This window comes from Streptomyces sp. NPDC041713 (genome assembly GCF_055591085.1).
In genome coordinates, this window is the sequence record NZ_JBVIZY010000002.1 from 396,937 (window position 1) to 410,076 (window position 13,140).

At 70.5% G+C, this 13,140-nt stretch carries 12 protein-coding genes; 4 read left to right on the forward strand and 8 right to left on the reverse strand.

Annotation, left to right across the window (positions count from 1 at the left end; all coding sequences use genetic code 11):
* Nucleotides 1-58: 58 nt before the first annotated feature.
* The 6 genes from ACZ6CV_RS06630 to ACZ6CV_RS06655 all read right to left on the reverse strand — a co-directional run bounded on the left by ACZ6CV_RS06630 (nt 59) and on the right by ACZ6CV_RS06655 (nt 4,927).
* Nucleotides 59-484, reverse strand: a complete 426-nt coding sequence (locus tag ACZ6CV_RS06630) for an ATP-binding protein (RefSeq protein ID WP_362364233.1) — start codon at nt 482-484, stop codon at nt 59-61.
* A 116-nt stretch (nt 485-600) separates the two neighbouring features.
* Nucleotides 601-1,020 (reverse strand): (deoxy)nucleoside triphosphate pyrophosphohydrolase, encoded by a 420-nt coding sequence (locus ACZ6CV_RS06635; RefSeq protein ID WP_362364230.1) that lies wholly within the window; start codon nt 1,018-1,020, stop codon nt 601-603.
* Between the two features lie 94 nt (nt 1,021-1,114).
* Nucleotides 1,115-1,300, reverse strand: coding sequence for an SPOR domain-containing protein (locus ACZ6CV_RS06640; RefSeq protein ID WP_358710254.1), 186 nt, complete (start codon nt 1,298-1,300; stop codon nt 1,115-1,117).
* Between the two features lie 248 nt (nt 1,301-1,548).
* A complete protein-coding gene (locus tag ACZ6CV_RS06645) occupies nt 1,549-2,304 on the reverse strand; it encodes a GntR family transcriptional regulator (protein WP_469249872.1) in 756 nt (251 codons plus the stop codon).
* A 112-nt stretch (nt 2,305-2,416) separates the two neighbouring features.
* Nucleotides 2,417-3,676 (reverse strand): alpha/beta hydrolase fold domain-containing protein, encoded by a 1,260-nt coding sequence (locus ACZ6CV_RS06650; RefSeq protein ID WP_469249873.1) that lies wholly within the window; start codon nt 3,674-3,676, stop codon nt 2,417-2,419.
* A 108-nt stretch (nt 3,677-3,784) separates the two neighbouring features.
* Complete coding sequence (locus ACZ6CV_RS06655) at nt 3,785-4,927, reverse strand: DUF4190 domain-containing protein (protein WP_469249874.1); 1,143 nt, start codon at nt 4,925-4,927, stop codon at nt 3,785-3,787.
* Between the two features lie 208 nt (nt 4,928-5,135).
* Between ACZ6CV_RS06655 and ACZ6CV_RS06660 the strand changes: the two genes are divergently transcribed.
* Nucleotides 5,136-6,350 (forward strand): serpin family protein, encoded by a 1,215-nt coding sequence (locus tag ACZ6CV_RS06660; RefSeq protein ID WP_469249875.1) that lies wholly within the window; start codon nt 5,136-5,138, stop codon nt 6,348-6,350.
* A gap of 19 nt (nt 6,351-6,369) precedes the next feature.
* Here the strand turns inward: ACZ6CV_RS06660 and ACZ6CV_RS06665 are convergent, their stop codons facing one another.
* Nucleotides 6,370-7,989, reverse strand: a complete 1,620-nt coding sequence (locus tag ACZ6CV_RS06665) for a S8 family peptidase (protein WP_469249876.1) — start codon at nt 7,987-7,989, stop codon at nt 6,370-6,372.
* Between the two features lie 422 nt (nt 7,990-8,411).
* On the opposite strand from ACZ6CV_RS06665, the gene ACZ6CV_RS06670 reads away from it, so the two are divergent.
* The gene (locus ACZ6CV_RS06670; RefSeq protein WP_469249877.1) at nt 8,412-9,539 is read left to right on the forward strand and encodes a threonine synthase; all 1,128 of its coding nucleotides are present in this window, start codon (nt 8,412-8,414) and stop codon (nt 9,537-9,539) included.
* Nucleotides 9,540-9,830: 291 nt separating this feature from the next.
* Here ACZ6CV_RS06670 and ACZ6CV_RS06675 read toward each other — a convergent pair whose 3' ends face one another.
* Nucleotides 9,831-11,927 (reverse strand): AIPR family protein, encoded by a 2,097-nt coding sequence (locus tag ACZ6CV_RS06675; RefSeq protein ID WP_469249878.1) that lies wholly within the window; start codon nt 11,925-11,927, stop codon nt 9,831-9,833.
* Nucleotides 11,928-12,453: 526 nt separating this feature from the next.
* Between ACZ6CV_RS06675 and ACZ6CV_RS06680 the strand changes: the two genes are divergently transcribed.
* On the forward strand, nt 12,454-12,729 hold the full coding sequence (locus tag ACZ6CV_RS06680) for a hypothetical protein (protein ID WP_073802374.1): 276 nt from the start codon (nt 12,454-12,456) through the stop codon (nt 12,727-12,729).
* Nucleotides 12,726-13,133 carry a DNA-binding protein gene (locus ACZ6CV_RS06685; protein ID WP_469249879.1) on the forward strand — a complete coding sequence of 136 codons (408 nt, stop codon included), beginning with the start codon at nt 12,726-12,728 and terminating at the stop codon, nt 13,131-13,133. Before ACZ6CV_RS06680 ends, ACZ6CV_RS06685 begins: the two co-directional genes overlap by 4 nt.
* Nucleotides 13,134-13,140: the final 7 nt, after the last annotated feature.

Here is a 13,140-nt window from a genome sequence, read left to right on the forward strand (position 1 = left end):
GACGCTTTTTGGCCCGTGCCGCCCTTGTGCCGAACGCCTTTCGCACACTGCCAGTCTTCTAACCCGGCAACGCCAGCTCGAACCACACCGTCTTCCCCGTCCTGCCCGTACGACCCGGACGTGTTCCCCAGCGCCGCGACGAGCGGGAGAGCAGCTGGAGGCCCCGGCCGCCCTCGTCGTCGGGTGCGGCCGCCCGCTCAAGGGGCGGGTCGGGGAGCGGGTCGGACACCTCCACGAGGAGGGCGCCCGTGGGGTCCGTGAGGTCGGTGGGCCGTACCAGGCGTACGCCGATGGGCCCGGAGGCATGCCGCAGCGAGTTGGTCACCAACTCGCTGACGAGCAGCACGGTGATGTCGCCCAGGGATGCGAGGCCCCAGTCGGCGAGCTGTTTGCGGACGACGGTGCGCGCGGTGCGGACGGCGCCCGGGTCCGCGGGGAACGCCCACTCGGCGCAGTCGCCTTCGATGTCGATCACGCCGATCACTTCCAGACCAGTGGCTGAACCTGTCCGGTTTCATGGGGTTAATGGGCACATACCCGATATCCAGGTGGGTTTACCGCGTAACGGGTCGCACTGTGGCACGAACGGCGTAGACGGGGTCAGTGCGCGGCGTGCGGCAGTGCGGCGAGCGCCGCCTCGACGGCGGGCACGTCCGCGGTCAGCCAGTCGACGGACCAGACGGCGTCGGGAGCGAGCCAGCGCAGCTCGTCGTGGTCCTCCAGGGGGCGCGGTTCGCCCGCGACGATCCGCGCCGTCCACACCCGCAGGGCGTACCCCTTGGCCAGCGGCCACTGGCCGGGGACACGGGCGGTCAGCTCGGCCTCGACGCCCAGTTCCTCGCGGAGCTCGCGCACCAGCGCGTCCTCGCACCGCTCGCCGGGCTCGACCTTGCCGCCGGGCAGCTCCCAGCCGCCCGCGAGTTCGGGGGGTGCGCTGCGCCGCGCGGCGAGCAGGCGTCCGGCGTCGTACAGGGCGGCGCCGACCACGATGCGGGCGGCCGCGGCGGAGTCTTCGTTCATACGGCGGAGCCTAGGGCCTCTCGTCCGGACCGGGCCGGGCCGGGCTCCGGGCGGGGGCGGGGCAGGGGCGAGGGCGGGGCGGCGGGCGCCCCGGTCAGCGGCCGCTGCCGTTCTGGCTCAGCCGCTCGACGGAGTAGAGCTGGCGGTGGCCGCGGTCGTCGAGGCTGTCCGCGATCCGCTGGGCCTCGGCCTTCGTCGCGTACCTGCCCACGCGGTAGCGGTTGCCGTTGTCGTCCTGGCGTATCACCAGCCAGGGCAGCAGGCCCGTCCCGTCGTTCATCGCGCCCCTCCGCTCGCCACCCCCGGCGCGCCCCACGCCTCGATCAGTAAGGAAACCGCAATCCGCATATGCCCGAGCCTACGCCCGACCTTTACTCAGCGGATACGGCTTTGCACAAAGAGATACACAGGGGGACCGCTCTCGGCCATGCCAGGAGAGCGGAGGCGGCGGGAGGGCGGGGGCGCGGAGAGCGGAGACAGCGCGGCGAGCGGAGACAGCGCGGTGGCCCAAAGCCCCTACGGGGCGGGCTACTTCACCGGCAGGTGGTACGCGACGCGGTAGCGGTCCGCCGGGACCACGACGTCGGCCGTCTCGACGGGGCGGCCCGACGCGTAATACGTCCGGTGGACGACGAGCACCACGTGACCCGGGACGCCGCCGAGCGCCGTGAGCTCCTCGGCCAGGCCGGGGCGGGCGCCGACCTCCTCCGCGACGTTGTCCACGACGACGTCGATCGCCGCCATCCGCTCGACCACACCGCAGCCGCCGAGCGGGCCCTCCTCGGGGAGCATCACGGGGGTGCGGCCGGTGACGGCGAGGGGCTCCCAGGAGGTGGAGAGCATCATGGCCTCGCCGGCGTCCCGGAAGACGTACTTCGTGCACATCACGCGGTCGCCGGGGCGGATGGCGAGCCGCTCGGCGACCGCGGCGCTCGCCTCGATCTGCTCGCTGCGGGACTCCCAGGTGCCGCGCGCGGTGTCGGCGGCCTGCTCCTGACGGAAGGGGGTCGACCCGCCGTTCACCGCGCGGTAGCCGGTGCGGGCGACCTTGCGCGGGACGGGGCGCTCCCGCACATACGTACCCGACCCGGAGCGGCCCTCGACCAGGCCCTCGGCCATCAGGACCTTGCGCGCCTCCAGGGCGACCGTGTCCGAGACCCCGTATTCCTCGCGGATTCTGGCCTGCGAGGGGAGCCGGGTGTGCGGCGGCAGCGAACCGTCGACGATCTTCTTGCGGAGATCCCCCGCGACGCGCAGATACGCCGGCTGTTCACCGAAAGTCACTAGCCACTCCCATCAGGTTGACAGACAGCAACAGCCTGGCAACCGTGGGTTGTTGGGTGCAACCCAAGGCCAAGGAATCACTCGAAGTGATGATTTCTGCCCGTGCAGGTCTTTACGCAGGGCCTTTCCGCGGATATGGCGAACGATCAAGGGTACCCAGGAATCGCTCCGTCGCCGCCCGCGCGATCTGACTCCCCCAGCCGCCCCAGTTGACGTCGAAACAGTGGTCGGCCCACGGGAGTTCGACGTACGTCGCCGGGGCGCCGACCGCCTTCAGCCGCCGGGCCAGCTCGCGCGCCTGCGCCACCGGCACCGCGCGGTCCGCGCTCCCGTGCAACAACAGCGTCGGCGGCACGTCGCCGCGGACGAGCCGGGCCGGCGATCCGAGGCGGTAGCGGGCGGGGGCGCTCGCCGCCGAACCGCCCATCAGCCGGGGGATCATGGGGTCGCCGCGCAGCGCGGTGCCGGCGATCAGCCGCCCCATGTCGGTGGGCCCGTAGAGCGAGACGACCCCTGACACCGAGGTGTCGCCCGCCCTGCCACAGGAGGCGGGGACGCGGGCGTCGCCCTCCGTGTAGGCGGCGGCGAGCGCGAGGTTGCCGCCCGCCGAACTGCCCGCGAGGAGAAGGCGTTCGGGGTCGAGCCCGTACACGCGCGCGTGCCGCCTGACCCAGCCGACCGCGCACTTCACGTCGCCGATCTGGTCGAGTTGGGTGGCGCCGGGAGCGAGCCGGTAGTCGATGTCGAAGACGGACCATCCACGGGCGTTGAACCACCGGTTCCACTCTGGGTTCTGGCTGCGGTGTCCCTTGTTCCAGCCGCCGCCGTGCACCCAGACGACGGCGGGCCTGCGCACCGCGCCCCGCCGGGGCAGCGCCCACAGGTCGAGCCGCAGCTTCTGCGTCATCGCGCGGTGTGCGCCCCCGGTGCCCCGTGGGCCGCCGGTGCCGTGCGGGCCGGGCACGCGCGCGTACGTGAGGGTGCGGGCGCGGTCGGGCACCTTGGCGTAGTTGACGCCGTCGAAGTACCGCGCGGGGGCGAGCGGTTGGCCCTGCCGCACCGCCGTACCGTACGCCGCCGCGTACGGCATCACTCCGTACACGAGGGCGGCGAAGGAGGCGAGCGCGGCGAGCCCCGCGCACCAGGGGTGACGGCGGCCGGCCAGCGCGGCGGCGGCGAGTCCGAGCAGTCCGGGCGGCAGCAGCACGAGGCCCCACGACGTGACGGCGCCCGCGACGAGCACCAGGAGCGGGAGGCGGGGCAGCGGGGCGGCGACGAGGACGGCGAGCGCCGCGTTCAGGAGCCCGGCGGCCAGCAGCAGGGTCCTGGCCACGATCCTGGCCACGGGGGGCGGTGGCACGGCGGACGTCACACCGAAGAACTATCACAGAAGCGGACAAAATCGCCTTAGGGAGTGGGCCTCAACAGCTGCCGCACCGGCTGCCGCACGGGGCTGCCGCACGGGCCGAGGCGGCGCCGCTCACACCTCGGACGTCTCGTCGTGCCCCTCGTCCGGACCCGACCCCGCGCCGCCTCCCGGGGTCGCGTCGCGCGGCGAAGTCGTCGCCAGGCCGAGGGACTTGCGGACCGCGACGGCCTGCTCGTCGCCGATCCCCGCCAACGCCGCCCCACGGTGGTCGCGGTAGCTGTCGGCGTCCGGGGCCTCGGCCGCCTTCCGCCACTCCGTCCGCCCCTTGCCGATCGCGGCGACGAGCGCGTCGACGCGTTCGCGCGTACTCGCAGGCCAGTCGTACGCCCGCAACAGCCGCACCCGTTCGTCGAGGCCCTTGACGACGCCGGCGGCCCACTCCTTGTGTCCCGGCAGGTCGTCCTCGATCCGCTCCGCGTCCGGCTCCTTCCCGTACGCCCGCTCGAAGGCCTGCTCCGCCGTCACGTACGCGAGCTGGTCGCCGTCGAGCGTCGTCCCGTCGCTGCGCAGCGTGCCCTTGAGCGGGTGGCCGGGGTCCGGGGCGCCGAAGAGACAGGTGACGTGCCGGTCGCCCCGGCGCCAGGTCGTCCGGTCGGGCACGAAGTAGTAGAGGTCGGCGTCGCCGAAGTCCTGCCAGCGGTCCATGGCATAGGCGAACTGCAGGTCGGCGCACTTGGTCTCGGCGACCCCGGTGAGCACGCGGTCGCCCGGATACGTGGCGTGGTGCACCCGGTACGACGCGAAGACCTCGGCGTCGTGGCGTCCGGCGCAGGGCACCTCGTCGACCTGGTGGCCGAACTTCATGGAGTCGAGCCTGCCGTCGGGGGCGTTCAGGCAGCCGCCCTTGTCGACCGGGAAGGCGCCGGTGTCCTGCCGCGACGCGCGCGCCGCCTCCCGGAAGCCCTCCATGAAGTCGCGCGCGCCGCCCGTGACGACGGCGAGCACGAGCAGCAGCACGCCGACCGCGGAGAGGATGCTGCCGGCGACCGCCATCCCCTTGCCGCGCTCGCCCTTCCTCTTGATCTGCGCGAGCGCGATCAGGCCGAGGACCAGACCGACGCCGGGCAGGAAGCAGAGGAGCCCGAGCACCAGGGAAGCGATCGCGAAGCCGTTCACCGGCGGACGGGAGTACGGGGAGTACGGGCCGGGCCACCGCTGGTACGGGGCCGTGCCGGGCGGCGGCGGTATGTCCACGGGTAGCGTTCTCCTGGATTTCGGGGCGGGTTGACGGCGCCGGGGGCGGTCACGTGGGGCGGGGCGAGCCGTGCGGACGGCCTGGCGCATCGTAGACGGGGCGGGAAACCCGTCGGAGCGGGAGCCTCGTCGGGACGGGAGCGCCATCGGAGCCGGAGCCCGTCGGGACGGGAGCGCCATGGGAATGCGAGCTGGGAGCGAGTAGCCAATGCGACGGCACATATCGACGACGGGGGCCGTACTCCAGGCCGTCAACGGTCTGACCTCCCGATGGGCGGCGACGGCCTCGCCCGACGACGGCACCGTCTTCTCGGCGCCCGGCGTCTGGCCCCTGCTGGCCCTCCTCGCGGACGGCGCGGGCGGGGCGGCCCGCACCGAACTCGCGGACGCGGTGGGGCTGCCGGCGGACGAAGCCGCCGCCGGGGCCCGCGAGTTGCTGGCCGCGCTGGAGGACATGCGGGGCGTGGACGCGGCGGTGGGCCTGTGGACCAGGCGCACGCTGACGCTGCGGGACGCGTGGCGGGAGGGCGTACCGGCACCGGCCATCGGTGTGCTCACCGGGGACGTCGACGCGGACGCGGCGGCCCTCGACGCATGGGCGGCACGGCGGACGGGCGGGCAGATCGAACGGATGCCGACCCGCCCGGACAAGGACACCGAGTTCGTCCTGGCGAGCGCACTCGCGCTGCGGACGGACTGGTTCCGCCCCTTCTCCGAGAGCGCGATGTGGCCCCAGGCGGGGCCGTGGAAGGACCGGACGCTCGCCTCCCTGTACCGCTCGACGTCACTGCTCGACCGCGTCGGCGTCGCCCGAGCCCCGGCCGGGGCGGTGACCGAGCTGAAGGTGCTCGGGAACACCGGGATCGACGTCCACCTGCTGCTCGGCGAGGAACGGATGGGCCCGGGGCAGGTCCTTGGCGCGGGCGTGGACCTCCTCGCGGGCCGGCTGCCGGTGGTTCCGGGGCCCCGGTTGCCGTACGGGGAGGTGGGTCCGGGCCTGCGTGTCAGCAGGGTGCGCGCCATCAGCCCTCGCCCGCCGACGCTGTACGTGAAGACGGTGCCGTTCGCGCTGACGGCCGACCACGATCTGCTGCGGGAGCACGCGCTGTTCGGGCTGACCACGGCGCGGCACGGGGGCGAGGGACACTTCCCGGGGATCGCCGCCGAGCCGACGGCCATCGAGCGGGGCGCGCAGACGGCGACGGCCACGTTCGGCGCGCTGGGCTTCCGGGCCGCCGCCGTCACGGCGTTCGCTGCGGCCGGTGCGGGCCTGCCCGAGGAGCGTTACGTCACCACCGAGGTGGACGCCACGTTCGACCGCCCCTTCGGCTTCCTGGCCGTGCACCGCACCTCGCGGCTCGTCCTCGCGGCGGGCTGGGTCACCGACCCGAAGCCGTACCGCGAGGACGAGGATGCGCAGTGATGGGGAACCGGGAGCCGTCCTAGAACTGCAGACCCCAGGAGTCGATCTTCCCGGTGTCCTGCGCGGCGTTGTCGCTGACCCGCAGCTTCCACGTGCCGTTGGCCGTCTCCGAGGAGGCGTTCACGGTGTACGTGGTGTTGATGTTGTCCGAACTCCCGCCGGTGCCGTAATCCTTGAGGGTGTACGCGGTGCCGTCGGGGGCGATCAGCTGGACGCGCAGGTCGCCGATGTAGGTGTGCTGGATGACGACCGGCACGGAGAGCGCGGCCGGGGCGGAGCCGTCGACGCCCGTGACGTTGATCGGCGACTCGGCGGTGGCGTTGTCGTTGACCGCGTAGTCGTCGGTGTTGCTGAACGACTTGCCGGGCGGGTTGGTGGTGCCGCCCGTGACGTTCAGGAGGCGGTTGGGCGAGCCCGAGCCGGGGCTGCCGACGACGCCGGGTGAGGCGGCGGCGACCAGGGCGGCGGAGACCTGCGCCGGGCTCGACGCGGGGTTCTGGCCGAGGTAGATGGCGGCGGCGCCCGCGACGTGCGGGGAGGCCATCGACGTACCGGAGATGGTGTTGGTCGCCGTGTCGCCGGTGTTCCACGACGAGGTGATCGAGGAGCCCGGGGCGAAGAGGTCGAGGATGCTGCCGTAGTTGGAGTAGCTGGCCCGCGCGTCGGTGCTGGTCGTGGCGCCGACGGTGATGGCCTCCGCCACGCGCGCGGGCGACTTGGTCGACGCGTCGGTGGACTCGTTGCCCGCCGCCACGGCGTATGTGACGCCGGCCGCGATGGAGTTGCGCACGGCCGTGTCGAGCGCGCTGTCGGCGCCGCCGCCGAGCGACATGTTGGCGACGGCCGGTTTGACCGCGTTCTTGGTGACCCAGTCGATGCCGGCGACGACCTGCGCGGTGGTGCCGGAGCCCTGGTTGTTCAGGACGCGGACGCCGACGATCTTGGCCTTCTTGGCGACGCCGTGCAGGGTGCCCGCGACGGTGCCCGCGACGTGGGTGCCGTGACCGTGGCCGTCCTGCGCGGTGTTGTCGTTGTCGATGGCGTCGTAGCCGTAGGAGGCGCGGCCGCCGAAGTCGGTGTGGCTGATGCGGACGCCGGTGTCGATGATGTACGCGGTGACGCCCTGCCCCGCGGAGTCCGGGTAGGTGTACTTCTGGTCCAGCGGCAGGTTCTTCTGGTCGATGCGGTCCAGGCCCCAGGACGGCGGGTTGTTCTGCGTCGCGGAGGCGGTGAACGTCCGGTTCTGGACCACCAGGTCGACCGCCGGGTCGGCCGCGAACTTCTTCGCCTCGGCCTCGGAGAGCTCGACCGCGTAGCCGTTGAGGGCCTTGTCGTAGGTCCGCTCGATGGTGGCGCCGTACTCCTTGGCGAGGGCCTTGCCGGCGGCGGAACGGGCCTTCGGCGCGTCCTCGTCGAGGCTCACGATGTAGCTGTTCTTGATCGTGCCGGGGGCGCCGGCGTTCTCGATCCGGCCTTGCGCGGCGTCCGGGTGGGCGTTCGCGGGGTGGGCGTTCGCTGGGTGGGCGTCTGCCGGGAGGGCGTTCGCCGGGAGGGCTGAGGCGACGCCGAGGGCGAGGGTCGCGACCGCGGTCGCGCCGATCCCGGCCAGTCTTCGGCGGTGGTGACGCATCACTGCCATCTGAGGGGTCCTCCTCAATAGGTGGTGCGCTGGTGGGGGATTGGTGCCGTGGAACCCACACGCACGGAGGCGGTCGACAGGTCTGGATGACAAGATCATGTCAAGTCGACGGGCCCGCATTTGCCTCCGTCGAGACGAAAGATTGGCGGACCCATGGGGAAGTGACAAGGGTGAGGACCGGCCGTAACACGACTGCCATGGCGCTGTCATGACGTACCGTCACCAAGTGGCACGTACTCGACGTACTGCCCTGCCTGGGCGTAACGGGAGCGGCCGGAGTACCCCACCTGCCCGGCACGGCTCCCCGCCCCGTACCGGCCGCCTCGTACCGCTCCCCGCCCCGTACGGGTCCCCGTGGGCCGCCTTGCGGGGCGAGTGCCGCCGGCCCCCGGACGGCACTCCAGACCCTCTAACCTGCGCGCATGACTTCTGTGACGACGCCGGACGGCCTGCCGGACTACCTCTGCCCGACCGACGGGACCCGCGTCGCGTCGGACTCGCTCGACTGGTCGTGTCCCACTTGCCGGGGCCCCCTCGACCTGGACTTCTCCCCCACGCCCGCACCCCTCGACGTATTGAGCGGAAGGCGCGTCAACTCCCTTTGGCGGTATGCCGAGTGCCTGCCGCTGCCCGCGCCCGCGATCTCCCTCGGCGAGGGCCGCACGCCCCTCGTGGAGCTGGCCGGTACGGTCTCGGCCAAGCTGGACTTCCTGATGCCGACGCTCTCCTTCAAGGACCGCGGCGCGGTCGTCCTCGCCGCCCTCGCCCGGCGGCTGAGCCCGGACCGGGTCATCGCCGACAGCAGCGGCAACGCGGGCACCGCCGTCGCCGCGTACTGCGCACGGGCCCAACTCCCCTGCACCATCTACGTCCCCGCCCGCACCTCACCCAAGAAGCTGGAGCAGATCGGCGCGCACGGGGCGCGGCTCGAAGTCGTCGACGGCGACCGCGAGGCGACCGCCCGAGCGGCCCGCGCCGCCGCCGACGACCCCGGCACGTTCTACGCGTCGCACGTCCACAACCCCTACTTCCTCCACGGCACCAAGACCTACGTCCACGAACTCTGGGAGGACCTCGGCGGCCGACTGCCGGACGCGCTGGTCGTGCCGGTCGGCAACGGCACGCTGCTGCTCGGCGCGGCGCTAGCGGTACGCGAACTGCGGGCCTCGGGGCTCATCGAACGGACGCCCGAGCTGTACGCGGTGCAGTCCGCGGCCGTGGCCCCGCTCGCCGCGGCGTGGCGGGCCGGAGCGGACGACCTGCTCGGCGAGATCCCGATGGCGCCCACGTTCGCGGAGGGCATCGCGATCCCCCGCCCACCCCGAGCCCGCCAGATCCTGCAGGCGGTACGCGCGTCGGGCGGCGCCTTCCTCACGGTGACCGAGGACCAGATCACGGCGGCCCAACTTGACCTGGCGGCAAGGGGCTTGTACGTGGAGTCGACGGGAGTGGCCTGCTGGGCAGCGGTCCGCGACGGCGCACTGGGCGAACGCACGGCGGTGGTGCCGCTGTGCGGGGCGGGAGCGAAGACGGGCCTGGCGACGAGCTGATTCCGCACCCGTAAGCACGCGCTCTCCCCTCACAGAACGAGCGGCGACTCCCGCCGCCCGTCCCTGGCGGGGCCCTCATGGGCGGTGCCGACCCCCGGGCGTTTTAGATGCGCGCACCACCGGCAGTTTCGGCACGTTGTTCTCGCCGACACGGGTCGCGTCGGCCCCCTCGACTCGCTGGACGAGCAACACACGCTCAGCGAGCACGAAGCGGGCCCGGCCCTGCCCCCCAATAACAAGGGCCGCCGAGGGCTCCTACACCCCTCACAACCGAACGGGACGTGGACGGCGTCAGCCCTCTTCCTCCTGGGCATCCAGCCATTCCTTGGCTACCTGCCATAGATTGCGCTTGCCGTCGAGTACCCAACGCGCAGGTCCCTGCACCGCGACGGGAGCCTCCTCCCAGCCTGCGAGTTCCCAGATACGAGTCACGAGTCCGCTGGCCGAGTACGCCACACCGTCGTAGGACCAGATGAGCGGCTTGATCCGATCGTTCTGCCAGCGGACCTGCGCTCGGCGTTCGTCCGCCTCGAGCCACTTACGCGTTGCTCTTGTTTCCGGAGCGTTGTACGGAACGTAAGTCAGCGGCGTCCCATCCGCGATGATCCCGGCGGTGACCAGAGTCGGAACGACGTTGGGGCGGCGACGACGGCGTTTCTGTTGAGCGGGCGGCTGGTAGTTGTCCGGCAGTTGCGGCACCGCGGTCCCACCCCGCACGTCTTCCGGTACAACCCGGGACAGCTCCCGGCAGCGCGTCTCGTTGGTGAAGGTGCTCCCAAGGAACGAGGTGGTGCCGTAGGTCTCGTCCACTCGGTAGATCAGCCACGACAACACGGATTCAGTCAGCTTCGGGACGGATTCCAGCACCGAATCCAGCGGGTAGCCCGGCTCATCAATGTCTGCCAGGTCGAGCAGTTGGAAGACCAGATGGGTGATCAGCAGGTCTCCGCGCTGAGCCATGTCCTGGGCGCGTCCCTGGAGGCGCTTGCGTACGACATCGAGCGCCTTGCCGACCTCTCGTTGGATCTGGACGCATCGCCAGACCCGGAAGGCACTCGGAACCTCACCGAACAGCCGCGAATACGCTCCTCCATCTCCCCGTTCCCAGAGCAGATCGGTGTCCCTCTTGGCCCGCACGGCAAGCTCAGGCGTACGCCGGGCGCAAGCGAGGGCTATGGCTGCATGTACCACCGAGCAGCCGGAATTCGGTGCCGGATCGGCTTCGCCTCGTTTGTACACGTACGTCTTGTCCAGAGTGAGGTCGAAGTCCTCCCGAATCAGGGCCTGGGATTCGTCCAGAGCGATGAAGTCTCTCCGAGAGACGTCGTTCTGGGTGTTCGTGGTCTCGGTGATCCTCAAGGCGTAGTCGACACGCTCGTCGCCCAGGGAAATCACGCGAACCATCACATCGGCGTCCTCGACAGTGCCCGGCGTCACCTGCATCGCCTTGTGGATGGAGGTGACGGTCTGAGCTCCGTTGACCACGCTGACATGGGTGAGCTGAAGTTCTACCGGATAGGCAGGGTGGCGCCTGTCCGGGTAGTACGGCTCAATCTTGTCGCACAGGATCGTGATGCCATTGTTGAAGTACCAGAAGTTCTCCGGCTCGTCCGTCAGAGTCTTCTCGATGCCGGAGTTGATACGGGTAAGCCCAAGCGCCTGGCGGATGTTCTGCGAGAAGAGACGGGCACCATGCTCCTCGTACCACCGGGCGATCTCCCTGGCCGCCACACTGCCCTGGTACGCGGGGAAGGGGATGTCACGGTGGATCCACTTCGGCATCTTCACCTTGACGTTCACGAGATCCGGAGTGCGGTCCTCACGCAGCTGCCGCAGCAGTTCCCCGGTCCCCATGAGCTGATAGCTCAGCATCGGCCCGTGGCCGTGATGATCGTCGACGGCGCGGTCGAGAATGTGCACGGTGTGCGAGCTGAGCGGGTCGTTCCCGACGACCGCGATGATCAGGTTGATCTTGAGGTTGGTGTCCCCCATGGCCGAAGCGAGAAGAGGGGCGAATGGCTGGAGCTTGGCGTTGAAGGCGTCGAACTGCCGCTGCTCCAACAACCGCAGTCCATCCACGAAGCCGCGAGCAGCATCCGTGTGGAATCCAGCCGTTCCCTTGTCGCTCCATTTGGCTTGGACTAGCCACACCTGGGCACCGTCCACTACGGCAACAGCGTCGATCCCATTGTCGTCACTGCCGTCGATCACGGCTTCAGCGCAGGCCTTGTGCTCCCAACCTGTGACCCGCCGGATCGCTGTGGCTGCCACGGCCCGGGACAGAAAGGCCTTTTCACGCTCGGCCTCGGAGTTTCGCTGCAGATCGCTTTCGTCGATCAGCCCTCTGTAGGCCTGGGTCAGCGCCGCCCGCATCTGATGCAACTCCAACGGCGTCGTCTTAACAGGCTTCTGACCCGCCCCGCTCATCCCGCTCCCCGGTGACACTCGTTCAACCCTGATGTCCGCGCTGGTCAAGCCTAGCCCGGGCACCCAGGCACTCACCTGGGCAATGGCCGAGGAGGTGCGTAGCGGCTGACTCTGACGCTGCCTCACTTGTCAGACTGATCAGCACACGTTCAACAGTCTGTGGATCACGGACGGCAGTCGGAAGATCGCGACGCCTCGTGAAGCCAAGGGCCCCATCGCCCCCGAGGAGTCGGACCTCGTCGGACCTGAACCTTAGCGAGACCGGCGGCGTGGTGACAGGTCAGCGACTGCACGTTGAACCGTAACTCGACCACAACCGCCCTGACCTGCGGTTATGTGAGCGCATCCCAGCACCATCCCAGCACGGGATTCACTGCAACGCACAAAAAGATCCGGAAGCGCCGAGACTACGCATCACCGCCCACCCTGGATACAGGCCGACCGGCACTTCAGGCACTGTAATAGTTTCTGTACTAGACTTGTAGCCATGAAGTCACCCCGCCCCGGCGGCACGGAGAATATCTCCGTCTCGATGCCCTCGGAACTCCTCGGTGCTCTGCGCACACGTACTGGCAAGCGCGGCGTGTCCGCGTATGTGACGGCAGCGGTTCGGCATCAGCTCGCAATGGACGGCCTCGCCGAGATCGTGGCCGCCTACGAAGCCGAGCACGAGCCGCTGAGCGACGCCGAAGTCCAGGCCGCACAGAGCGAACTGTTCGGTGATGCACCGGCGCCCTACGCGTCGAACGACAGCGCCGCATGAAGGAGCCCGCGGCCAGGTCCCTGGTGCTCGACTCCCAGGCGCTGTCGCTGTTGTTGCGTAACGACCGCCAGATGATCACCCGGATCGAGGCCGCTCGGCGCGTGGGCGTGCCCGTCCTCGTGTCGGCCCTGACGGTGGTGGAGGCCGTCTACGGGAAGACGGACACCGCTCGGCTCCATTGGGTGCTCTCTCGCCTTCAGGTCCAGGACGTCACCCACGCCGACAGCCTCACCGCGGTACAGCTGCTCAGCGACGTCGGCGGCCTGCACGGTCACAAGTACGCCATCGACGCCCTCGTCGCCGCAATGGCGCTCCGTTCCCCGCCACCCGTCCTCGTGCTGACCTCGGACCGCGACGACTGGTCGAAACTGTGCGGCGACCGCGTACAGATCAAGGACGTCTGACCTCGGC

What these genes read in the sequence shown, in the direction of transcription:
- ACZ6CV_RS06635 (WP_362364230.1), bottom strand. Translation starts at nt 1,020, where the DNA reads ATGAACGAAGACTCCGCCGCGGCCGCCCGCATCGTGGTCGGCGCCGCC.
- ACZ6CV_RS06640 (WP_358710254.1), bottom strand. Translation starts at nt 1,300, where the DNA reads ATGAACGACGGGACGGGCCTGCTGCCCTGGCTGGTGATACGCCAGGAC.
- ACZ6CV_RS06660 (WP_469249875.1), top strand. Translation starts at nt 5,136, where the DNA reads ATGCGACGGCACATATCGACGACGGGGGCCGTACTCCAGGCCGTCAAC.
- ACZ6CV_RS06665 (WP_469249876.1), bottom strand. Translation starts at nt 7,989, where the DNA reads ATGGCAGTGATGCGTCACCACCGCCGAAGACTGGCCGGGATCGGCGCG.
- ACZ6CV_RS06670 (WP_469249877.1), top strand. Translation starts at nt 8,412, where the DNA reads ATGACTTCTGTGACGACGCCGGACGGCCTGCCGGACTACCTCTGCCCG.
- ACZ6CV_RS06680 (WP_073802374.1), top strand. Translation starts at nt 12,454, where the DNA reads ATGAAGTCACCCCGCCCCGGCGGCACGGAGAATATCTCCGTCTCGATG.
- ACZ6CV_RS06685 (WP_469249879.1), top strand. Translation starts at nt 12,726, where the DNA reads ATGAAGGAGCCCGCGGCCAGGTCCCTGGTGCTCGACTCCCAGGCGCTG.